General features: G+C 45.1%; 22 protein-coding genes. 8 read left to right on the top strand and 14 right to left on the bottom strand.

Annotated elements, in window-relative coordinates; all coding sequences use genetic code 11:
• The 5 genes from MINF_RS00425 to MINF_RS00405 are packed head-to-tail and all read right to left on the bottom strand — an operon-like array spanning position 1 to position 4945.
• On the bottom strand, positions 1–1410 hold the full coding sequence (locus MINF_RS00425) for an efflux RND transporter periplasmic adaptor subunit (protein WP_012462436.1): 1410 nt from the start codon (positions 1408–1410) through the stop codon (positions 1–3).
• A gap of 56 nt (positions 1411–1466) precedes the next feature.
• Complete coding sequence (locus MINF_RS00420) at positions 1467–1940, bottom strand: hypothetical protein (RefSeq protein WP_148205067.1); 474 nt, start codon at positions 1938–1940, stop codon at positions 1467–1469.
• Positions 1941–1956: 16 nt separating this feature from the next.
• The gene (gene floA / locus MINF_RS00415) at positions 1957–2973 is read right to left on the bottom strand and encodes a flotillin-like protein FloA (RefSeq protein ID WP_012462434.1); all 1017 of its coding nucleotides are present in this window, start codon (positions 2971–2973) and stop codon (positions 1957–1959) included.
• 43 nt (positions 2974–3016) lie between these two features.
• Positions 3017–3487: an NfeD family protein gene (locus MINF_RS00410; RefSeq protein WP_012462433.1), complete on the bottom strand. Its 471-nt coding sequence runs from the start codon at positions 3485–3487 to the stop codon at positions 3017–3019.
• Positions 3488–3505: 18 nt separating this feature from the next.
• Positions 3506–4945, bottom strand: coding sequence for an NfeD family protein (locus MINF_RS00405; protein ID WP_148205269.1), 1440 nt, complete (start codon positions 4943–4945; stop codon positions 3506–3508).
• A 142-nt stretch (positions 4946–5087) separates the two neighbouring features.
• Here MINF_RS00405 and MINF_RS00400 point away from each other — a divergent pair, with 142 nt between their 5' ends.
• Both MINF_RS00400 and MINF_RS00395 read left to right on the top strand, forming a co-directional pair.
• A complete protein-coding gene (locus tag MINF_RS00400; protein WP_238523498.1) occupies positions 5088–6728 on the top strand; it encodes an outer membrane beta-barrel protein in 1641 nt (546 codons plus the stop codon).
• Positions 6729–6760: 32 nt separating this feature from the next.
• Complete coding sequence (locus MINF_RS00395) at positions 6761–7105, top strand: DUF3088 family protein (RefSeq protein WP_012462430.1); 345 nt, start codon at positions 6761–6763, stop codon at positions 7103–7105.
• Between the two features lie 225 nt (positions 7106–7330).
• Here the strand turns inward: MINF_RS00395 and rlmN are convergent, their stop codons facing one another.
• The 9 genes from rlmN to MINF_RS00345 form a co-directional block, all read right to left on the bottom strand.
• Complete coding sequence (gene rlmN, locus MINF_RS00390) at positions 7331–8455, bottom strand: 23S rRNA (adenine(2503)-C(2))-methyltransferase RlmN (RefSeq protein WP_079200398.1); 1125 nt, start codon at positions 8453–8455, stop codon at positions 7331–7333.
• 37 nt (positions 8456–8492) lie between these two features.
• A complete protein-coding gene (gene dcd, locus MINF_RS00380) occupies positions 8493–9062 on the bottom strand; it encodes a dCTP deaminase (RefSeq protein ID WP_012462428.1) in 570 nt (189 codons plus the stop codon).
• 123 nt (positions 9063–9185) lie between these two features.
• Complete coding sequence (locus tag MINF_RS11780) at positions 9186–9314, bottom strand: hypothetical protein (RefSeq protein WP_274377014.1); 129 nt, start codon at positions 9312–9314, stop codon at positions 9186–9188.
• Between the two features lie 237 nt (positions 9315–9551).
• Complete coding sequence (locus MINF_RS00370) at positions 9552–10298, bottom strand: alpha/beta hydrolase (protein ID WP_012462426.1); 747 nt, start codon at positions 10296–10298, stop codon at positions 9552–9554.
• Between the two features lie 70 nt (positions 10299–10368).
• Entirely contained in the window at positions 10369–11226 is an 858-nt protein-coding gene (locus tag MINF_RS00365; RefSeq protein ID WP_012462425.1) for an SDR family NAD(P)-dependent oxidoreductase, read from the bottom strand.
• Positions 11227–11243: 17 nt separating this feature from the next.
• Positions 11244–12665 carry a pyruvate kinase gene (gene pyk / locus MINF_RS00360; protein WP_012462424.1) on the bottom strand — a complete coding sequence of 474 codons (1422 nt, stop codon included), beginning with the start codon at positions 12663–12665 and terminating at the stop codon, positions 11244–11246.
• A gap of 36 nt (positions 12666–12701) precedes the next feature.
• A complete protein-coding gene (aspS, locus tag MINF_RS00355) occupies positions 12702–14504 on the bottom strand; it encodes an aspartate--tRNA ligase (RefSeq protein ID WP_012462423.1) in 1803 nt (600 codons plus the stop codon).
• A gap of 136 nt (positions 14505–14640) precedes the next feature.
• Positions 14641–15858: a histidine--tRNA ligase gene (gene hisS / locus MINF_RS00350; RefSeq protein ID WP_012462422.1), complete on the bottom strand. Its 1218-nt coding sequence runs from the start codon at positions 15856–15858 to the stop codon at positions 14641–14643.
• Between the two features lie 52 nt (positions 15859–15910).
• Positions 15911–16249, bottom strand: a complete 339-nt coding sequence (locus MINF_RS00345) for an HU family DNA-binding protein (RefSeq protein WP_048809981.1) — start codon at positions 16247–16249, stop codon at positions 15911–15913.
• Positions 16250–16427: 178 nt separating this feature from the next.
• Here MINF_RS00345 and MINF_RS00340 point away from each other — a divergent pair, with 178 nt between their 5' ends.
• From MINF_RS00340 to tsaB, 6 genes are all read left to right on the top strand, one after another.
• Positions 16428–17954, top strand: a complete 1527-nt coding sequence (locus MINF_RS00340; protein ID WP_048809980.1) for a class I tRNA ligase family protein — start codon at positions 16428–16430, stop codon at positions 17952–17954.
• 69 nt (positions 17955–18023) lie between these two features.
• Positions 18024–19019, top strand: a complete 996-nt coding sequence (gene sppA / locus MINF_RS00335; protein WP_012462417.1) for a signal peptide peptidase SppA — start codon at positions 18024–18026, stop codon at positions 19017–19019.
• A 157-nt stretch (positions 19020–19176) separates the two neighbouring features.
• Positions 19177–19956, top strand: coding sequence for a CPBP family intramembrane glutamic endopeptidase (locus MINF_RS00330; protein ID WP_012462416.1), 780 nt, complete (start codon positions 19177–19179; stop codon positions 19954–19956).
• A gap of 62 nt (positions 19957–20018) precedes the next feature.
• Positions 20019–20945: a thiamine-phosphate kinase gene (gene thiL / locus MINF_RS00325; protein WP_148205066.1), complete on the top strand. Its 927-nt coding sequence runs from the start codon at positions 20019–20021 to the stop codon at positions 20943–20945.
• On the top strand, positions 20908–21333 hold the full coding sequence (tsaE, locus tag MINF_RS00320) for a tRNA (adenosine(37)-N6)-threonylcarbamoyltransferase complex ATPase subunit type 1 TsaE (RefSeq protein ID WP_012462414.1): 426 nt from the start codon (positions 20908–20910) through the stop codon (positions 21331–21333). The genes thiL and tsaE overlap by 38 nt, the downstream gene beginning before the upstream one ends.
• Positions 21334–21384: 51 nt before the next feature.
• Entirely contained in the window at positions 21385–21960 is a 576-nt protein-coding gene (tsaB, locus tag MINF_RS00315; protein WP_012462413.1) for a tRNA (adenosine(37)-N6)-threonylcarbamoyltransferase complex dimerization subunit type 1 TsaB, read from the top strand.
• The last annotated feature ends 1 nt before the right edge of the window (position 21961 follow it).

Raw genomic sequence — 21961 nt, 5'->3', positions numbered from 1 at the left:
TCATTCCATGCCCGGCATCCCATGCATATGACCATGGTGCATGGGACCATGGTCCATCGGGTAAGGCTCCTGCCCTTTTTTCCCAGGCTGGGTTGTTGAACCTCCAGGGGAAAGGCTCTTTTCCCGTGTCCAAATTTTAAGCGCTCCTTGCACCCGGGCTTCAGCATCGATTAAAAAATTCGCTCCACTGACCACGCGGTCCCCTTCTCTCAACCCTCCGCGCACGATGTAATACCCATCTATTTTTTCTCCAATATCCACAAATCTCGGCTCTAGATGTCCCCCTCCATGATCGATGAACACAACGAAGTTTTCTCCGGTGGGGATGACGGCATCTTCACTCACGGCAAGTCTCTTGCCAAAATCGATTAGCGTATTAAAATCGGCATACATCCCCGGATGAATCCTATGCTGGGGATTAGGCAAAACGACCCTGAGCTGCAACCTCCTCGTCTCTTCTTCAAAGTGAGGTTGAATAAAATCGATCTTGGCTTCGTAGATCTTTTCAGGCAGGGCCGGGAAACGGATTTGACAAGGAAGGCCGATAGCTACATACTTGGCTTGGTCTTCAGGCAATTCAGCTAAAATCCAGACCGTTCGAAGATCCACGATCCTAAGCAAAGATTGACCCGCCGTAAAATACATCCCTTCATAAACGTTTTTTTCGTGCACATGACCATCCACGGGAGATCGCAGCTCAAAAGTGCCTCGAATCCCTTTTGCCGTCCGTACGTCATTGACAGACATCGACCAAGCATATTTTTCCAGTTCCTTGATCTGCTCATCGTCCAGGTCCCACACCCGCAACCTCGCCCGCACGTGATAAAATTGCTGGTCTAGCAGAATGGGATTATCTTTTTTGACCAACAAGCTTCTTCGCCAAGCCCTGTAAGCCCTAATATAATCCATCTGGGCTTGAACCCAATCCTGGCTCAGGATAGTCGCTAGAACTTCTCCTTTCGAAAAATGTTTACCCACGTAATTGGCATATAATTTGAGGACATAGCCGTTGCCCGCCTTGACGTTGATGTCGTAAACTTGAGATTCGTTGATGGAAACGATCGCTGGGGCCTTGATATCTAATTTTAAAGGCCGAATCGCTACCTCTTCGGTCCTTATCCCAATGGCTTGGAGCCTCTCGGGAGGAATAAAAAAGGAAGTGCTTTCCGCAACTTCTTTTTGGACCATTTCCGTGGCATGAGTTTCAACATTGCTCGAATGGACGGGAACAAGATCCATCGAGCAGATAGGGCATTTGCCGGGAGTTTTCGATTTCACACTGGGATGCATGGTACAGGTATAATAGAGGATATCCCCCTTTCTTTCTTCGGACCGAACAACGCTAAGAAAAGAAAAAAGAAAGAGAAAAAAATAAAGGAAGAGCTCCAGGAAATGCTTTGTTCCTTTCATTGATTATCTGGGGAAGAGGAAAAAATTTTTTTCACGAAGAAAAAAGGCCTTGGTTGTCAAAGATCATACCATGAGGGTTTCATTTCCCGTGGAGCGATAGAAGGCGGTGGACCTAGAATTTCTGCCAGGACGATCGCCCTCTTCAACCCTCCGGGGTTTTTCAAAAAAAAGGCTAACTTCTTAGACTCCATCTCTTGGGAAGCGGTCTTCAGTTTATCATAAGCCGATGTTTCCCAGCTATATTCTTTCTCTTCGAATTTTGTTGGCTCAAAAGCTGAAAGGAGCTCTTTCGTTTCTGGAATTTTCTCAGGTTGGACATAGAGAACGGAAAGATTTTTTTCAAAAGAGGTGCTGAAATCCTCTTTTTTAGATTCGGGTTGAGGGATGTCGTCATCGGCCGATTGCTCTTTTTCCCATGGAAAAGGTTTTCTATCCGGCTGAGGGGGATGTTTGCCGCCTCTTCTCAATCCATAAAGCAGTTGGAGTGCCACAATAAACAGGAAAAAAAGAAAAGGAAGTAAAGTTCTCATAATCTCCAAACACAACTCAAGGAAGACCCGCAGAAGAAGAGCCTTCAGTTGCAATGCTCGTCCTCATTTGCGTATCGGCCTGGATGTTGCGCAACCGGTAATAATCCATGACCCCAAGATATCCCTTTTTAAAGGCTTCAGCAATAGCCATCGGGATTTGGGATTCGGCTTCCACCACCTTAGCTTTCATCTCTTCGACTCTTGCTTTCATTTCCTGTTCCAAAGCCACGGCAGCAGCCCTTCTCACTTCGGCTTTGGCTTGGGCTACCCTTTTATCCGCTTCAGCCTGTTCAGCCTGGAGTTTCGCCCCAACATTATCCCCTATAATCACCTCGGCAATATCTATGGATAAAATCTCGAAAGCCGTCCCTGAATCCAACCCTTTCTGGAGAACGATTTTCGATATTCGATCCGGATGTTCCAACACCTCCTTGTAGGTATTGGCCATTCCGATAGTCGTCACTATCCCTTCTCCAACCCGAGCCACAATCGTCTCTTCGGTCGCTCCCCCAACAAACCTTTCCAAGTTCGTCCTTACCGTAACCCGTGCCTTAACCTTGACGGTTATTCCATCCTTGGCTACTCCGGCTATGTAGGTAGGGCCTCCTGCCTGAAAAGGACAATCAATTACTTTAGGATTTACGCTCGTTCGAACAGCTTCATACACGCTTTTGCCGGTTCCTATCGTTGCCAGGTCGATAGCGCATGCCCGATTAAAAGTAAGGGGAATGCCTGCCCGATCCGCAGCCACCAAAGCCCTAACGACATGCTCGATATTCCCTCCGGCTAAAAAATGGGACTCGAGTTGTGCCGTTGATATGGAAAGACCGGACCGGACCGCGGTAATTCTTGTGTTGACGATCAAGGAAGGGGGTATCCCTCTAAGTCTCATGGCCACAAGATTAAGGATGCTGACTGCTGCTCCTGTAATCATCGCCTTAATCCAAAGACCGATGAAATTAAAGAGGATGGCGGCAACAATAAGCAAAACTACAAGTAAAATGCCGATCAAAATCCAACCGATCATGCTCATCCCTTCTTTTTAAACGGCTTGAGTAATGAAAAGCTCATGCTCTTCAACCGTTTCTTATAGCTCTGACTATCGCTTTACCTTCCTTTGTTCCCACGACTTTTATCCTTAAGCCCTCCTCAATATATCCTGTTTCCGATACCGCCTCCAACCTTTTCGACATTACCCTGACAAAACCTTCAGGCTTACACGGAGATTCGCACCTCCCTTCCTTTCCCACCAACCGGTTTATGTCGAAAGCTGTTTGCTCTCTATTCGTTTCCTCAAGCTGCATTTTCTTCTTGAGCCGGGTTCGAGGAAAAATTTTGATTCCTATCCCTAAAGCCACTAACAATACAAGAAGTTCAGCCCCTATCACGACAACAGCCCCTCCAGGCCCATAAAAGATAAAACCCAAGGCCAATGCTCCTACCAGAAGCAATGACCCTAAAAATGCCATGATGTAACTAGGAAAAAGTAATTCAATAAAAAGGACGGAACTTCCCGAAAAAATTAAAATACATAGGAGGGTTTTCATCTTCCTTTTCTTGGCTATCTAAACTTTCTTTTTTATGGGTTCGACCACGATCCGTATGCCCTCGATCTGGACGATCTGGATCGGGGTCCCTGCAGAAACAAACTGGCCTGGGGTGACTACATCAACGATTTTATCCTGGAACTTCCCCAAGCCGCTTGGCCTGAGGACGGTCAGCGCTTGCCCCCTCATGCCTATGGCCAGATCCCTTGGCTGCTCCCTCCCCTCTTTAGATACCTCGCTCACCGGGGCTTTGGCAGGAATAAGCCTAGAGAGCATAAAAATGAGTAAAAGGGAAAGACCTAAAGCTAAAACCAGGGAAAAAGCGGCTTCTTTTGCTCGAGAAAGCCAGCTTACAAGGCTTTCAGAGGGCATCTTTTCAACGGCAGAGGAAAGCAAGGCGGCAAGGATAACCAGGAAGCCGATCAAGGTAGGAATGATCAGCCCCGGAAAAACAAGAAATTCAAAGAGAACGAGAGATAATCCCAAAAGAAAGAGAAGAAAGGGTTCATAACCACTTAATCCGGCCAGGTAGTGACCTAAAAAATAAAGGGAGAAAAAAAACAGGCTAAGCAAGCCTAGCACCACACCCCCGGTTTGTAATTCCAAGTAACCAAAGATTAACCCAAGGGTTAAAAAAATAGGTCCAAGCAAGGTCATCATCCGGCCTATTTTTTCGAAACCGGTGGGTTTCACAACAACCAGTTTCGGCTGAGATACGCCTAATCCCTTTTGAGCCAGTTCTTCCAGGTTTTGAGCAATCCCCTCTGCCAAGAGGGGTCTTGGAGGATGCCCATACTTTTTACAGGCTTCAGAGTCGGTTAAAGTTAAAATTTTTCCCTTGGGCAGGATTTCAACTCCATCAATGTTAAGACCGCTATCCTTGTCTACCATGGCATTGAAAACGGCGGGATTATGACCGTGCCTGTCGGCAATAGCACGAATCAACCCTTGGTAAGCAGAAAGCATTTTTCTTTCATAGCTTTCCGGTAGATTTTGGACTCCCCCTTGAGGAGAAAATACTACAGGGGTTGCTGCACCGATAACTGAACCAGGCGCCATGTAGATGTGCCGGCAACAAGCGGCAATAAAAGCGCCTGCCGAATACGCTTTATGATCTATAAACGCATAGGTATTCTCTTGGAGGGGGAACCGTTCGAGCTCCCGAATTATTTTTTCCATGGAGTTCGCCAACCCCCCCGGGGTGTCGATGTCCAAAATCAATCCCTGGGCTCCATTCTTCATCGCCTCATTAACAGCTCTCCTGACGAAGTAAACCATCGATTGTTCAATTTCATCCCTTATGGGTAAGACATACACGATCTTGCCCTCCCCTTTTATCGCTCCGGCGTTGAGAAATAAAGGAGAACAAAAGGAAAAGAACGACAAGAAGATTGCAGCGATCTTTCTCATGCCCAACCTCATCCCTTGAACCTCTTTTGGGTAGGCTTCTTGGAACATTTTCAAAGGTGTTTTTTTTAAATCCTATGTTTAATTTATTCTTATTTTATCGAGGTGGTATTTCTCTAGATCATTAATATTGCATTTCCTTGTTGACAATGAGGCATTCCTTTTAAAGAATCATTGCAAGGTCCCTATCATCGTGAAGATTATTTCTCCTGGTTTCATTCCTCGTTTTTTTTCTTCCTCTCTTTTGTATTTTTGCGTAGGGTTGTTGCTTTTCCTCGGTTTTTCCAAGGTCCTTCTTGCTGAAGATTCCAACACCCAGGGTTCTCCCTCAATCAAAAAGAAAACTTCCAAAAAGCAAAAGCCCAAAACCAACCAGGACAATTCTGCTGATAGTTCATCCATAATCGAAGAGAAGAACAAAGAGATAGCGGAACTGGTCAAGAAGCTGGAAGACCAGGGCATACCGGTGCAGGCGAACACCAAGGGGATAGTCTTAAGCGGCTATGTTGATGCCAGCTACACCTACAATTTTATCAATGCACCGGCTTTTAACAAGGTGCCCGGTTTTGTTCCCCCACCGGGTTACGTGGGACCGACCAATGCGGCGGGCTTTGCCCAGGGTTACCCGGCGATTCCGGGCAGGGAACCGGTGGATGCGATTCCCGGGGGAGGCTTTAACATGAACGCCTTCAAGCTGGCCTTGGAGAAGCCCTTGACCGAGGAGAACCGCTGGCAGGCGGGCTTTAGGGCGGACCTGATCGTAGGCCAGGACGCGGTCGTGGGGGCACCCGATGCGATTACCGGCCTTGGGGTTCCCTTTAGTTCCTGGTATTCGTTCAACACTTCCAGTTTTTGGCTTGAGCAAGCTTACGTGATTTTCCGGGCCCCTGTAGGCAACGGCTTAGACATAAAGATAGGGAAGTTTGTGGATCCGGCGGGCTACGAGGTGGTGGAGCGGCCGGTGAACCTGGATTTTACCTATGGGCTATTGTTTGCCAACCTGTTGCCGACGACGCTGACGGGGATGCAGGCGATCTACCGGTGGGATGAGCAGTGGACGAGCCGCTTTGGGATAGCTGACGGGGGGTTCAACGTTTCTCGGGGGGGAATGGAATATTTTGGTTATCTCAACAACATGATTAACAACAGCGACGCCTACCTGCTTTTTTTGAACAGCCAGTGGGATGCGAAGGGGAAGAATGCCACCTTGAGTGCGACCTTGATGTACGGCTTTAACGGGGTCAACCCGCCGGGTTTTGGGGCTTCGCCCATAGACGGGGTAGCTCAGCCTTATGGGATAGCCCAGGGGATAAGGGGGGAGGGGCCCTTCAACCAGAACAATGCGTTTTTTCTTGGGGATGTATGGGGTTCGTGGGCGCCGAAGTTTGCGCATGACAAGCTTCTTCTGGGATTTGAGTTTACGGGGGGATTTTACAACAACAACGTGACGGTTGTGCCAGCGGCGGTGAGCGGGCTACCGGTCAACCTATCGAGCGGGCCCTCCAACTGGTATGGGGCATCGGTGCACATGAAATACCAGCTAACCGACATCATCAGCATAGCGCAGAGGGCCGACTGGGTGGAATCGGGATGGAACTCGATCCTGGCCGGGCACAACAGCCCGACCGACATATGGGCTTACACGGCAACGCTTGGGTTTGACCTGGCCGATAACTTCATGATCAGGCTTGAGTACAGGATGGACTGGGGAAGAGGAGTACTCGGCTACTACGGGTTTCCTTTCCAGAACCCGACCGGGAGTCCTTCGGCTCTCTTGGGCAGTTCAACCGGCCCGGTCTATTTCGTAGGGCTTGAATTTGTCTACAGCTACTAGTGGATTATATTTTTTTTTAGCTTAAAAAGATTATGAATCCCTTGTTGTTTCTCTTAAAACCAGGGTTTTATGATGGCCCCGGTGATCCCTATTATTGCCCCTACTGCATGATGTTTGAAGGTGTTTTAAAAGTCTATCCCCGGTTAACCCATCAATTGGAGCTCCGATACGTTGATTTCAAAAAACCCAGGCAAGAGATCATCGATCTCATTGGAGAAGAAAACCAATCCTGCCCGGTGATCGTCTTCGATCAATCCTATGCTTCATTGCTTCCTTTCAAGGCTAATCGCTATGGCGATAGGCTTTTTCTTAATGAACCTGAAGAAATCGGCTTGTTTCTTTCAAGGGTCTTCCAGATTCCAAGGCCTCATTTCTAACGGAGGCCATTCAGGAAAGCATGGACTCTAAAAAAGAACCGCTCTTTCTCCATGCTAAAACCTAAAAAATCCTGAGCGGTTGACTCCCTGTAGCTATTAGCTTTCAGGGTCTTGGCTAGACCTTCCGGATCCTCGCAGCCAAGCAGGACCGTAGGCCTAGAAGGATATGATGCGACTAAGCCAGGGGGGTTCTCCTTGTGTCATCTCTTAAACTGGGAAAAGAGGCTATCGTAGGCTTGGTTCTTTTTCTTCACTTTCCTTTGGCTTTCCTACGCTGTTCAAGCCCTCACCAAGCATCCCTTTTGGTTCTTTGCTTCTTTCGAAGAGATAGCGAAGTCTAAGCTGTCCACAAGCCCCGTCGATATCCCGGCCTCGTTCTTTTCTTATGGAAACCTGGACAGCTTTGTTTTTAAGCCACCGGAAGAAAGAAAGCTGTTCTTTTTGATCTGGAGACTTCCAAGCTAACCGCTCTATCGGATTATAGGGAATGAGATTGACTTTAGCCCTCAGTGAGGTAGCTATGCGAGCAAGTCTTTCTGCGTCTTCCCTCCGGTCATTTAATCCAGAAATTAAGATATACTCCAGGGTAATTTTCTGCTTTCTTCGCGAGCAAAACTCTTCACAACTTTTAATAAGCTCACTTAAGGGATATTTGCTATTGATGGGCATAATCTTGCTACGCAACTCATCTGTTGTGGCATGCAGGGAAACAGCGAGCCGAAAAGGCAAAGTCTCAAGGGCTAGTTTTCTAATGCGGGGAGCAATCCCACTTGTAGAAATGGTTATTTTTCTCGGGCTAATCCCTATTCCCCAAGAAGAAGAAATAAGTCGGATCGATTTGATCAGCTGATCGTAATTCAGCAGGGGCTCCCCCATGCCCATAAACACGATATGGCTGACTCTTTGCTTAACAATCGATTCGCTCAGCAGTACCTGCTCAACAATTTCACCGCAAGAAAGATTTCTTTTGAATCCAAGAAGGCCGCTGGCGCAGAAATGGCACCCTAAAGCACAGCCGACTTGAGTAGACACGCAGAGGGTAAGACGCTCCGAAGATCCTCTACTGTCTGTTGCAGGAATCAATACGGTTTCTATGGCATGACCATCGCAAAGCTGCCATAAAAATTTTTTTGTGCCGTCAATCGATTGTTTTTCATGGATCAATTCCAAGGTCTTAACTTGGTAATTTTCAGCCAGTTTCTTTCGCAAGTCCAAGGAGAGATTCGTCATCAAGGAAAAGGAGAAAACCCTCTTCTTGAATATCCACTCGGCCACCTGTTTTCTTCTGTATTCAGGCTCGGAGTCGAAAAAATCCCATTCAGAAGGCAAGAGATCGAGAAAAAACTTCATCTCTTATTAATTGAATACAATCCCCATAAAGATCAAATTATAATCGGGGGACAGTGACTCCTTTCTGGTACATGTATTTTCCATTTCTTTCCGCATAAGATATAGAACAGGGCTCAGAGGCCTGGATAAAAATGACCTGCGCCAGTCCTTCTTCAGCGTAAACCTTGGCAGGAAGGGGAGTCGTATTGGAGATTTCCAAAGTTGCATAACCTTCCCACTCCGGTTCAAAAGGAGTAACATTGACAATGATACCGCAGCGGGCATAGGTGGATTTTCCCAAGCAGATCGTGATCACGTCCCTGGGTATTCTAAAATATTCGACACTTCTAGCCAAAGCAAAAGAATTGGGAGGGATGATACAACAATCCGACTCCATTTCAACAAAGGACCTGGGATCGAAAGCCTTCGGATCGACAACGCTATTAAAAACATTGGTAAAGATTTTAAACTCCCTGGAAACCCTTAAATCGTAACCATAACTTGAAAGGCCGAAGCTTATGACCTGTGAGCCATCAACTTTTTTCCTGACTTGAGATTCTTCAAAAGGCTCGATCATTCGATGTTTTTTTACCATTTGCCGAATCCAATCATCCGAATGGACACCCATCGTTCCTCCTTAGCTGTTCAATCCTCTTCTTTAGCCCAAAACCGACCTAAACAACGTCTTTCCTGCAACCGTTTCCTCGGAGTTGCTCATTTCTGTCCAATCTGGAATGAAGTCAAGTTACTCCTAGGCTGGATCCAGACGGCATTGGCGTCTTGGGCCAGAACCCTCCTCTGCCCAGGCTAACACCGTGGAACTCACGGCCATCTCTCTCCCGTTGACCGAGCCGTAAACGCTGGCGGTTATGCTCGGCACCGCAGGCCATGCAGGGCAACTGCCGCAAGGTCTGCACCGCGACATCCAGGGATCCCGCGGCCTCGCGGATGTGGACCACCTTGCAGGACATACCCATAAAATAAGCATGGATGAGCATGAACGTGCAAAAAGTTTTTTAACTGCTCAAAACCGTTCAAGCCCTTCTTTTTGCAAGTCTCCCCTCAAAAGCAACCGTGTCTTGAACCTTATCTTTTAGGCTTGGAATTTGACCTATAGTCAGGAAATCAGCTGGAGTTCTTTTAACCAATTGACCACCGTTTCCGCCATGAAGGAATCATGAGGCGGAGGAAAAAGATGGTCACATCCAGGAATCTCAACCAGTTTCTTTGGCCCGGAAGCGATGGCAAAAAGATCGCGGGAATCCTGGGGAGGGACGACATCATCGGCAAGCCCATGAATAAATAACCAGGGCAGTTTAATTTTCTTTGCCGCCTCTTTCACGTTGTCTATACGATTCATATCTTCTATTAAAACCTTGGAGAGAGGAAATTCGGGCATATCCCACATGTACCCTTGGCCCGGCGTAACCGTTCCAAATTCCCTCTCAGCAAAAGCAGCCGTATAAGCCATCCCTGCAAGTGAAATCAAAAAAGAAACTCTTGGATCCTGACTCGCAAATAAGACACCCACGGCAGCACCAAGGCTATGGCCGACATAACCGTACTTGGTCCACCCGGGAAGGGCATTAAACACGGATTGCAAATCTCCGACTTCTTTTGTCGGAGTGAATTCTTCAAACTTCCCTTCGGATTTTCCGTGTCCCGAAAAAGAAAATCGAAGAGAATGAATCCCATTTTTGGCAAGATAGTTGGTCAAGGTCACAAGCATCGGCCTGTCCTTATGGGCAGTAATACCATGGGCAATGATAATAAGGGTATTATTATCCGCAGATCCAGGGGTATAAATAAAGTCTAACCGCTCTCCATGAGCGTTGCGAATTTCTGAAGGAATTGAATGGTTCATACTGTTTTCTTTTTAATGGGAGAAATTTTTTATGTCAAGAATCTCTCAAAAGCCCAAAACTATCCTTCCGTTATTGGAGAGGCAAAGAACAACGCAGCGAGTTTTTTTTTGAAGAGTCATGCCTCAAATGGATGGGTAAGATCATCCGGTAAATAGGCTTTAAGAAAAAAGAAGGGGTCAAGTAGTGCAAAAAAGAAGCAATGCGGGTATAAAACCCGGGCACATAAAAAGCTTTGCCCGCCTTCGCCGCAGCCAATGACTCATTAACTACTTTTTCCAGGGAAACCCACATAAATGGCGGAACAAAGGGTTTCTCCTCTGAATCATTCCTCGATGCGCTGTAGAAAAACTCAGTATGTAAAGGGCCGGGAGCTATGACCGTTAAGGTCACACCACTGCCTTCAATTTCTAATCTTAAAGCTTCAGAAAAAGCATGAACATAGCTCTTTGATCCAGAATAAGCAGCGCAAGTAGGAAGAGGTTTCCTTCCTACAATCGATCCAATATTAATGATGATACCTCGTTTTTTGCGGATCATTTGCGGCAAAACAAACCGGGTCAAGTAAGTCAAGGAAATCACATTGAGTTCCAAAAGGGATCGAATCCGATCGAATCGAGACTCTTCAAAAAGTCCGTAATCCCCACAGCCCGCATTATTGATCAAGATGTCTATCTCCAATCGTTCTGCAGTCAACCAATCACAAAGAATTTCTCTTCCCTTTTGACAACTTAAGTCAGCGGGAAACCAAAAAACCTTAATTTGAGGGGATTTGGCTTGGATTTCTTTGGAAAGAGCCTGCAACCGATCCGCCCTCCTCGATGTGATCAACAACTGGCTGACTTCTAAAGAAAGTTGACGGGCAAATTCCGAACCTAATCCAGAAGAAGCTCCGGTAACCAAGGCAGTCATTCCTCTAAAGGATTTCATAAACCATAAACTCCATGCTAGTGAATCTGGTGGAGTAAAATATATCGATCTCTTTCTCCTCTTAAAGGAACTTCAGAAATCAAAACAATCTTTTGGCCGCTCTCTATCCCTTTTTTCTTTAAGTAGCTTTCTACCAGCTCTATACTTTCTTCTTGGCTTTTTGGGAAAACCACCAAACAAGGTTCAACCCCATAATGCAGGGTAAGTTTCCTGCAAACATCTTCGTCAGGACAAAAAGAATAGATCAAGGAGTAACGAGGTCGAAGTCCAGCAATCAAAGTTGCCAGGTGCCCGAAACGGGTAAACACGCAAATTGCCGGCGCACCCACGTCATCGGCAAGGTGCACCGCCGTTTTAGCTAATTTTTCTTCATCATCAAAAAGTTCTACCAAAGAAGCATAACCAGCCCCACCGCTTTTTTCTGTCCTTACAGCCACACGATCCAATACCTGGATACACTCCAACGGATACTTTCCTGAAGCTGTCTCTCCGGAGAGCATGATGCAATCGGCTTGTTCATAAACAGCGTTGGCTATATCCGTTATTTCCGCGCGTGTTGGGGCGGGATTCATGATCATGCTTTCCAGAAGATGGGTAGCGACAATAACGGGCTTTCTTTTCTGGATACAGGATTTAACTATGCGTCTTTGGATAATAGGCAACTCTTCAAAAGGACACTCTATGCCTAAATCGCCGCGGGCAATCATGATCGCATCTGAAGAATCGATAATCTGGGATAAGTTTTTTACCGCAAGCTGGTCTTCTATTTTTGCTACCACTTTCCCATGAGATCCCTTTGAAATAAGGATCTGCCTTAAAAGATCACAATCGTTGGCTTCCCGGACAAAAGACAAGGCAAAAAAATCCATGCCGCATTCTATTCCTAATTGGATGTCTCTTAGATCCTTCTGGGTAAGCGGAGGGAGATTTATCCTTACTCCGGGAATATTGATATGTCGTCTGCTCTTCATCACTCCTGCGGTCAAGACCTCGCAGCGCAAAATATTTTTTTCCTTCGCGATGACCCTCATCTGGATATTCCCATTGTCTACGAGCATTACATCGCCTACGTGGATGTCATTGACAATGTCATCGTAATTGACCGAAACAGAATGAAGATCGTCGGTTTTTTCCCCTCTTACCGTAAAAGTAAAAGAATCGCCTGGTTTTAATTGCATAGGGTCTGGCAGATCCCCTGTCCTAATAGCCGGGCCTTGGGTATCCAGAAGCATCCCCACGTATTTGCTCAGCCGTTTCGAAAACTCCTGGATAAGACCTACCTTTTCTCTTACCCAGTTAGGGTTGCCATGAGACATATTGAATCGGAAAACATCAACCCCTTTTTCTATGAGTGAAAAAATCTTTTCACCGGATTCCGTGGCCGGCCCTAAAGTAGCAATGATTTTCGTTCGACGTTTCCAATTTTTAAAAGGAATCATTGAATTTCTCTTTCTCGATTCATTGTTATCTTTGAGTTAAGGCTCTATTTTTATTGAAGGAAAACTCAATTGGATATTCAACTCTTTAAGTTGCTGGTAATCCACCTCGGAAGGGGATTGGGTAAGCAGATCGACTCCATGCCTGTTTTTAGGAAAGGCGATCACCTCTCTAAGGGATTCAGATCCTGTTAAGAGCATCACAAACCTATCAAGACCCAAGGCAATGCCGCCATGAGGAGGAGCTCCATATTGAAAAGCTTTAAGAAGATGACCAAAAAGAAGTTCTTGTCTTTCTTTACCTATCCCCAAAATCGAAAAAACTTTTTCCTGGAGTTCTTTCTCGTATATTCGAAGACTCCCCCCTCCCAGTTCAACACCATTAAGCACGATATCATAAGCAAGAGCCCTAATGGCATCGTATTTGCCTTCGTTTAACTTTGTTAAATCTTCAGGATGAGGCCGGGTAAAGGGATGGTGCACGCTGTTCCATTTCTGCTCCAAGGGACTGTATTCAAAAAGCGGAAAATCCGTGATCCAGGCAAACTTCCATTGGTTGCCAGGAATACCCTGGGTCATTTCAGCAAGATGGAGCCTTATTTTCCCTAGAATCAGGCAGGCCTGCTCTCGGGGACCGGCACTAAACAAAACTAAATCGGAAGGTTCCATGCGGAGCAATCTTTCCAGTTCTTTTCTCTCCTCGGAGGAGAAAAACTTAACGATGGGCGATTTCCATTCCTGGTTCTCAACCCGAATATGAGCCAAGCCCTTTGCACCCATAGAGGTCGCAATGCCCACAAGCTCTTCGAGGGCGGAGGAATTGACCATTGGAGCCCTGCCTTTTGCATTTAAAGCTTTGATGACTCCCCCCTTTTCAATAACGTCTCGGAACAATTTAAACTGGGTATTTTTAAATACCGTCCCCACGTCTTGAATTTGCCATTCTATCCGCAAATCCGGTTTATCCGATCCGTAGTTATCCAAAGCCTCGCTATAAGTCAGACGGACAAAAGGCAAAGAAAGTTCAATTCCAAGAACTTTTAAAAATATCAGTTGGATCATTTCCTCGACCCACTTCATTATGTCTTCGACCTCGACAAAAGAGGCTTCAAGATCAATCTGGGTAAATTCAGGTTGCCTGTCCGAACGCAGGTCTTCATCTCTAAAACAGCGGGCAATTTGAAAATATTTATCTATGCCCGCTACCATTAAGAGCTGTTTGTATTGTTGAGGAGCCTGGGGTAAAGCGTAAAATTTCCCCGGTGAAAGCCGGCTGGGCACAAGAAAATCCCTGGCTCCTTCGGGAGTGCTCTTCGATAATATAGGAGTCTCGACCTCAAGAAATCCTTCCCTTGACAAGTATTCTCTAACGACAGACGAAACAAGGTGACGAACCTTCAAACAATTGAGAATCTTCTTTCTCCTCAAATCCAGGAAACGAAATGACAGTCTTAATTCTTCATTCTCTATGTCTTCGTCCAGGTTAAAAGGCAAAGGCTGAGAAGGATTGAGGATTTCAAGGCTTTCGGCTTCGAGCTCGATTTCTCCGGTGGGAATGGATGCATTTTTTGTACCAGCCGGTCTCTCGACAACCTTGCCCTCGACTTTAACCACGAATTCATTTTTAAGCTGTTTTGCCTTAGCGAAAAGAGGGGGATCCTTCTCGGGATGAAAAACAACTTGGGTAATACCTTCCCTATCCCTCAAATCGATGAAAAGGAGTCCTCCATGATCTCTTTTCGAATGAACCCAACCACACAGTTTTGCCTTATGACCGACCAGCGCCAAATTCAGTTCATTGCAATGATGAGTTCTATACCCTTTCATTTCACTTTTTTTCATTTAATCCTCGACATGATTTCAAATCCTAGCCTTGCTGAGAGTAGGGTTATTTTTATAAAGAGAGCCCCATTGTTGCCAGGGGCTTTCCCCTCAAACCGCATTCTTTAATCCTAAAATGAATCAAAGAGCCTCTCTTTTAGCTTCTTTCCTTAAGCCACCCGGCTAGTTGCTCAACAGGCAGGGTAAGCTGCGTTCTTTCATCCATATTTTTAATCTCAACAACACCTTCCTCTATCTTGTCAGACACAATGAGTGCAAAACGCGCGTTCAAAGATTGAGCCGTGGCCAGCTGCTTTTTCAGTTTCGAAGGACAGAAAGAGAAATCGACCGAAAAGCCTTGCCTTCGTAACTGTTCTATTAAAAATAATCCTTGAGGATTTTTCTTCCCTTCTGGAAAGACCACGTAAACATCCAGCCTTGGAAAAGAAGGTTCAATGACTTTCTTTTTCCTGATAATCTCACCCAGAACCACGTCTCCCATTCCAAAACCCGCAGCAGGTATATCTTCTCCTCCTATCTGCTTCAGAAGATCGTCATACCTTCCTCCTCCGGCTATTGCCCGAAATTCTCCCGCTCTATCAAAAATTTCATAAACGATTCCCGTATAATAGGCTAATCCTCGAACAATGCCAAGGTCTATACAAACGTACTCTGCAAGCCCCCTATGACGAAGCCCTTCCAACAGGATTTCAAATCTTTCCCAGCAGGGAGGACTTTCCAGTATTGCAAACACCTCTTTAGCCAAATCACCTAATCGTCGTTCAATCTCCTCCCTGGGCTCCCTTTCAATCTTGTCAATGGCTTGAAAAAAGGCATACCAATCATCCCTAGGGATTGCCTTTTTTTTCAAAAACTCCGTCCAAAACAACCGATCACTGACACGAACTACAAAATCATCCTTCCCCAAATCAAAAGAAAGAAGAATATCAATCGCTAAATTGATGAGCTCGATATCCGCTTCTAGATCAGCTTCACCCACAATATCACAGTTTAGCTGGTAGTGCTCTCTTAATCGTCCTTTTTGAGCTCGTTCGTAACGAAAAAGCTGGGGAATGGAAAACCATTTGATCGGTTTTTTGTATTCCTTGAAATGGGCTTCAATCATTCTTGCTAAGGTTGGAGTCATTTCCGGTCTTAAGGCTACATGACGACTCCCTTTATCTATAAAATGATAAATTTGGCTTAGAATTTCATCTCCAGATTTTTTTTGGTAAAGTTCAATCGTTTCGAGCAAAGGTCCATCATATTCGACAAAATTAAATCGCCTGCAGCTTTCTCTCCAACGAGAGAAAATGAAATTCCTGAAAGCGCAATCAGAAGGGTAAAAATCGCGAAAACCTGGCAACGGCTGCATAAAAATAAAGATTTATAGACCGGGTGTAATTTTTAAGAAAGCAAAAAAGAGGTTAAATCTTTTTTCTCTTCTTTGTTTCTTCTTCCTTTAGGAGATCCTTTGTAATCGCATTGAGAATCCCCTTGACTTCTTTCCCCGGTTTAAACCGAATAACCGCCCTTGGAGGTATCAGGATGTCCTTTTCAGGATTCCTTGGGTTTCGGCCAATCCTAGCCTTTCTCAAGGTGACTTCGAAAACCCCGAAATTGCGCAGCTCTATGGTTTCTTTTTTCTTGAATACCTCCATGAATACGTCAAGAATCTCCTCAAAGATTTTAGCCACCTCTTGCTGAGGCAGACCGGTTTTTGTCGAAACCTTGACAACCAAATCTCTTCTTGTCAAATTCCCCATATCATATTACTTTCTACTTTTCCTGTGAATGCTCCCCTCTTTTATTTAGACTATGCTTAAAGTGATAATGATCAAAATAAAAGGTAGCATATTTTCTTTTTTCTCAAGAATATTACTCGAAAAATTTTATGAAAAAATGAATTAACAGCACCAAGCCATATCTTTTGTCCTCTTCTTTATGCCTGATTCCTTTTTCATCACCACAGCTATCGATTATGTCAACGGCTCCCCGCACCTTGGTCATGCCTATGAAAAAATCCTGGCCGATGCCATCGCCCGCTATTACCGAAACCGGGGATATGCCGTTTTTTTTCTTACAGGGGTTGATGAACATGGACAAAAAGTCCAGCAATCTGCTGAAAAAGAAAAAATGGAGGTAAAAAAATTTTGTGATATCCAAGCCGAAAAGTTTCTTCAGCTGTGGGAAAAACTCCAGATCCATTATGATGCTTTCGCTCGAACGACCCAGCCTTCCCACGTTCAATATGTGCGTCATGCTCTTCAAAAACTGGCCGACAAAGGACTCATTTATTTCAAAGAACACGAAGGCTACTACAGCTTAAGACAAGAACAATTTGTCACAGAAAAAGATTTAGTCGACGGGAAATGGCCGGAGATCTACGGAGAAGTCATTAAAACCAAAGAACCAAACTACTTCTTTAGACTGTCGGCATTCTCAGAATGGTTGAAAAGTTATGTAAGAGACAACGAAAATTGGTTTATTCCCCAATCAAAAAGAAAAGAGCTATTGGGAGCCTTGGAAAGGCCCTTAGCCGACCTCTGCATATCAAGACCCGTCAGCAGGCTTTCTTGGGGAATTCCCCTGCCTTTCGATGAAAATTATGTTACCTATGTCTGGTTTGATGCCTTACTGAACTACGTTTCTTTTGCCAGAAAAGAGGGTGACAATCAAGGCTGGTGGCCAGCCCAACTCCATGTAATCGGAAAAGATATTTTTATTCCCGCCCATGCTATTTATTGGCCGATTATTCTCAAGGCCCTGGAACTAGAACAACCTAGGCATTTCTTAATTCATGGATGGTGGATGAACAAGGGAGCAAAGATGAGCAAATCTTTAGGCAATTTCATCGATCCCCTCCCCTACCTGGAAATTTTTGGAGCCGATGCCCTGCGTTATTATCTTTTAAGAGAAATGGCTTTCGGCCAGGATGCCGATTTTGCAGATGATAAAATTTGGGCTCGATATAACAGCGATCTGTGCAATGACCTAGGCAATCTCGTCCAAAGAATCACGGTGATGATCCACAAATATCGATCGGGAGTCATTCCTTCATGCTCGGAAACGATGATGGAGGAAAATGAAAAAGAACTTCTCGATCGAGACCTGTTCGAAAAATATTGCCTTAGTTTTGAAAAATATGACATAGCACAGGCCTTGCAGGAAATATGGCAGCACATAAAAAAGCTAAACAGGTACATAGAGAACAATGCACCCTGGTCCTTGGCAAAAAATTCCAAGCAATCTCAACGATTGGATTGCATTCTTTTAGCCTCCAGCATTTGCCTCAAAAGGTATGCCCTTCTTATCGATCCCGTCATGCCCCAAACCGCCAACAAAATACTTTCATTGCTGAATATTGAAACCCAACCCTGGAAACTCGACGACCTTTTCTTTGCCATGGACCTAGCCGGCAAGGAAATATCGGCTCCCAGCCCGTTGTTTCCTCGAAAGGTTTCCTCATGATCTCATGAAGCTTTTTAATGTTGCAGAAGAGTCCAAATGGTTTACTCTGCGAAATGAAGGAAGTACACAATGAATAAGAAAGGTGGCTGTTTTACGGTTTTTTTAGTTTTGATCTTAGGCTTTAGTCTTCTTTTAAACCTCGTTTTTTTATCGATTTTGCAATCTAAAAAGGGAGCAATCGCCCCCGTTCCCTTAGAAGAAGAATTCGTGAGCGGGGATTTTAGCACGAAAGATTCCAAAATCGCCCTTATCCATCTCCGCGGACTTATAAGTCAGGATGAAGCGGGGAGTTTTACTCAAAACAGTGTCGAAGACATAAAAGTTCAACTCAAAGCCGCCCGGGAAGACAAAAAAGTCAAAGGAATAATTGTGGCTATTAATTCTCCCGGTGGAGAAGTCAACGCCAGCGATGTCATTTACCATGAAATTCGACTGACCCGCAACGTAAAACCCGTCGTTATTTACATGGAATCGATGGCCGCTTCAGGAGGGTATTATTCGGCCGTCGGAGGATCCTATCTCATGGCCAATGACTTGACGATTACAGGGAGCATTGGTGTAATCATGGAATCGTTCCTTGTTAAGGACTTAATGGACAAGGTGGGCATTAAAGCTTTCGTGTTTAAGTCGGGAAAAATGAAAGACCTGCTCAATCCCACGAGGGAAATGACTCCCGAAGAACAAGCTTTTGTCCAAGGGCTCATCGATGAAGCCTATAACAAATTTATATCGATTGTATCTAAAGAAAGGCATATCGACATCAACAAGCTTAAAAGCAACCTTGCCGATGGAAGGATCTTCATGGGAGAGGATGCTCTAAAAAACGGGTTAATCGACGGCCTCGGCTATTTTGAAGATGCTTTTAACAAGTGCAAAGAACTCTCCAAGGTGCAATCCGCCCGTCTCATTCGCTATGTTCCTCCATTTAAGATATCGAACCTGTTCCGGTTGTTCTCCAAGGGGATGACGCCGAAAATCGAACTGGGCTATCCGGCGGTTCGTTTTCCTTTATCCTCAGGACAGCTCTACTACTTATATCCACAAGCTTTTGGATTAAGTTCGTAAATAACGCAACTTTTTCTTTCAACCCTATGGATTAAATGAAAACCACCCTTCATGTTGATCGGTTAAAGATAAAAAACTAACTGCCCCGGGCCGAAAAACGAACAAGAATAGCAGCAAGAGAGGATGATCTCTAGAGGTTCTGAGCAAGGAGAACAAAGTGGATGAACTGACCCAAAGACTCATCGTTCACTACAAGCCTCTTATCGTCGGCTTCATTTTGCTGACCTTTTTGGCTGACTTCTTAATGGGCCTTTTCCTTTTCCGCTGGAAAAAATCGGGGTTTACTCCCTTTGGGGAGTTTCTCAGTATACCCTTTAGCTGGTGGGAGTTACTGGCCGTCTCTCTTTTTCTTTTTTCAGGAATACTGCTCGGAGTGGCTGCCGGATTAAGCATTTTCTCCATTTTTCTCGTCGTTCTCTTGGTGCGTTTCCACGGTTATAACCTTTCCGATTACCTGGGGGTCTCTTTGTACGATCCACTCAAAATCGCTGTTGCCAGCTTCTGGATATGCCTTTCAGCCTATCTTCCTCTCCAAATGCTTGCCGGATTGAGCGAAACTATTGGCAGATCTTTGCATCTTCCTGTCCCAAGACAACCCGCGGTTGATCTTTTTTTACATGCTTCAAAACCCATTGACATTGTGATTATCTTATCTCTCATCCTCATAGCTGCCCCTATCGGGGAAGAACTCCTCTTCAGAGGATTTCTGTATCAATTTCTGAGGTATCATTTCACCAGGAGAAAAGCCATTGTCATCAGTGGCCTTATTTTTGCCTTGCTCCACATCCACTGGATCACTTTTCTTCCCCTCTTCTTCTTCGGAATGATTTTAGCCGTCGTTTACGAATTCAGCGGTTCTCTGGTCCTCTCGATGGCCGTTCACTTCTGGTTTAACGGTTTTACAGCCTGCCTTCTTCTCTTGGCAAAGTATGGTTAAAGTTTCTTTCTTGACTTCTTGAATCCGAGTTGAACCTTTTAACTAAAAGCTTTTTTTATCAAGTGCAATCCCATAAAATCCCTCTTTCTTTTTCTTCTGAATCTCTGCTCAGAGATATTAACGAAGAGCAACTTTTAGAAATCCTTCTCAAGGACTTTCAGACCAACAGGCCTGGAATCGTCGGCATCGGAGAGGATTGCGCAGTGGTTCAAGGAAGGGGAAATGACCTTTATTATCTTTTTAAAGTTGATGCTACGGTTGAAAATGTCCATTTCGAGGCCGGCACCCCTCCTGAACTGATTGGAAGAAAAGCCTTAGCTCGGGCCCTTTCGGATATCGCCGCCATGGGGGGAGAGCCGCTCTATGCCCTAGTCGGTATCGGCATCAGCAAGGATCAGAAAATAGAGAAAATAAAAAAAATCTACGAAGGGATCCGTTCCTTAGCCCAAGCCTTCGATCTTTTGATCATCGGCGGAGAAACCACCGTTTCCGAACAACTCTTTTTAGTTGTAAGCCTATGGGGAAAAACCGAGGGCTACAAACCGGTGTTGAGATCGGGAGCAACCGATGGGGATGGCCTTTTTGTTACAGGGGTTCTTGGAGGAAGCTTTCAATCCGGCCATCACCTGGTGTTCATGCCTAGAATAAAAGAAGGTAAATGGCTTGCCAATGGCCGATGGGCAAAAGCGATGATGGATATCAGTGATGGCCTAGCCAAGGATTTGCCAAGGATGGCCAAGGCTTCATCAATAGGTTTTGAAATTGACTTTGATGCCATTCCCATCCGCGGTGGCTATACAATCAAAGCCGCTTTAACAGAAGGGGAAGACTATGAGCTGCTCTTTTCTGTCGCCAAAGAAAAAGAAAATAAACTGATCCAAAGTTGGCCTTTTGATGTTCCCTTGAAAAAAATTGGCTTCTTTAGCCAAAGAGGAAAAAGGAATTTCCCCGATGAATTCAGAGGTTTCGATCATTTCCAAGAGCCCTAAAGAAACTATCGATTTCGGCAAAGAGCTTGTCAAAACAACTCGGGGAGGAGAAGTTTTTGCATTAATAGGAGAACTCGGAGCAGGGAAAACCCAAATTGTCAAAGGGGCAGCCCTGGCTTTAGGTTTTCAAGGGGAAGTCACAAGCCCGACCTTTAATTTAGTTCACTGCTACGAGGGGGAAAAGTACTCCCTTTTTCATGTTGATCTTTATAGGATAGAAAAAGGGGAGAGCTCTCTTTACCTTTATTTGGAAGAAATCTTATACTCTGGAGAAGTATGCTTTATCGAATGGCCTGAAAAAATAGAAAAATGGTTACCCTCTTGGACCCAATATTGGGAAATAACCGTCATTTCTGAAAATGAAAGAAAAATTAAACGACTGCGCTGATCCCTCTTTTCTTTTATTTCATTCTACAACTATATTAACCGTTGCCGGGATATGATTATTGCGATCGACACCTCCTCTGAAATAGGGAGCATAGCGCTTGCCCAAAATCGAACCGTAGTGTGGCGCTCTTTTTTCAAAGGCGGCCGTCACTTTTCTTCCCTGTTTCAATGCCTGGAGCGGCTCAATCTTTCCTCAACAAAGATAGAAAAAATTCTCATCGGGACAGGGCCCGGTTCTTTTTCTTCTATAAGAGTAGGCATTGCCGCCGCTCAAGGGCTTGGAATCGCCAAGAACGCCCCGCTTTTTTCCCTCCCTAGTGTATGGTCCATAGGCTTGCAATTTGCCCAAGTTCCTTCCCTTGGAGTTTTTTCCGATGCTCGAAGAGGAGAGCTTTTCTGTTCTCTTTTCTCTTATGGAAAATTAGTAAAGGGCCCTTATCTTATTGCTAAAAATCAACTTTATGAGACGATTCACAGCTTGGATTTAGCCGTCAGCACCGAGGAGCTGCATGAGAAGATTATTCGTGCTTATCCACGGGCTGAAGACTTTTTTCTTTTACCCGATTCATGTCCACCCTTTGATGATAATCCCTTTCCTGAACCTATCTATTTGAGAGGACCTGTTTAAA

The sequence above is a fragment of the Methylacidiphilum infernorum V4 genome, from assembly GCF_000019665.1.
In the GTDB taxonomy this organism is placed as follows: domain Bacteria; phylum Verrucomicrobiota; class Verrucomicrobiia; order Methylacidiphilales; family Methylacidiphilaceae; genus Methylacidiphilum; species Methylacidiphilum infernorum.
This window is presented reverse-complemented; position numbering and strand designations above follow the sequence as displayed.

Coding starts and splice junctions, on each gene's coding strand:
- dcd (WP_012462428.1), bottom strand. CDS start 9,062: ATGGGTGTCCATTCGGATGATTGGATTCGGCAAATGGTAAAAAAACAT.
- MINF_RS00410 (WP_012462433.1), bottom strand. CDS start 3,487: ATGAAAACCCTCCTATGTATTTTAATTTTTTCGGGAAGTTCCGTCCTT.
- tsaB (WP_012462413.1), top strand. CDS start 21,385: ATGATTATTGCGATCGACACCTCCTCTGAAATAGGGAGCATAGCGCTT.
- MINF_RS00340 (WP_048809980.1), top strand. CDS start 16,428: ATGCCTGATTCCTTTTTCATCACCACAGCTATCGATTATGTCAACGGC.
- rlmN (WP_079200398.1), bottom strand. CDS start 8,455: ATGAAGTTTTTTCTCGATCTCTTGCCTTCTGAATGGGATTTTTTCGAC.
- MINF_RS00365 (WP_012462425.1), bottom strand. CDS start 11,226: ATGAAATCCTTTAGAGGAATGACTGCCTTGGTTACCGGAGCTTCTTCT.
- MINF_RS00370 (WP_012462426.1), bottom strand. CDS start 10,298: ATGAACCATTCAATTCCTTCAGAAATTCGCAACGCTCATGGAGAGCGG.
- floA (WP_012462434.1), bottom strand. CDS start 2,973: ATGAGCATGATCGGTTGGATTTTGATCGGCATTTTACTTGTAGTTTTG.
- MINF_RS00405 (WP_148205269.1), bottom strand. CDS start 4,945: ATGTTCCAAGAAGCCTACCCAAAAGAGGTTCAAGGGATGAGGTTGGGC.
- tsaE (WP_012462414.1), top strand. CDS start 20,908: ATGAATTCAGAGGTTTCGATCATTTCCAAGAGCCCTAAAGAAACTATC.
- sppA (WP_012462417.1), top strand. CDS start 18,024: ATGAATAAGAAAGGTGGCTGTTTTACGGTTTTTTTAGTTTTGATCTTA.
- MINF_RS00395 (WP_012462430.1), top strand. CDS start 6,761: ATGAATCCCTTGTTGTTTCTCTTAAAACCAGGGTTTTATGATGGCCCC.
- pyk (WP_012462424.1), bottom strand. CDS start 12,665: ATGATTCCTTTTAAAAATTGGAAACGTCGAACGAAAATCATTGCTACT.
- MINF_RS00425 (WP_012462436.1), bottom strand. CDS start 1,410: ATGAAAGGAACAAAGCATTTCCTGGAGCTCTTCCTTTATTTTTTTCTC.
- MINF_RS00345 (WP_048809981.1), bottom strand. CDS start 16,249: ATGGGGAATTTGACAAGAAGAGATTTGGTTGTCAAGGTTTCGACAAAA.
- aspS (WP_012462423.1), bottom strand. CDS start 14,504: ATGAAAAAAAGTGAAATGAAAGGGTATAGAACTCATCATTGCAATGAA.
- hisS (WP_012462422.1), bottom strand. CDS start 15,858: ATGCAGCCGTTGCCAGGTTTTCGCGATTTTTACCCTTCTGATTGCGCT.
- MINF_RS00420 (WP_148205067.1), bottom strand. CDS start 1,940: ATGAGAACTTTACTTCCTTTTCTTTTTTTCCTGTTTATTGTGGCACTC.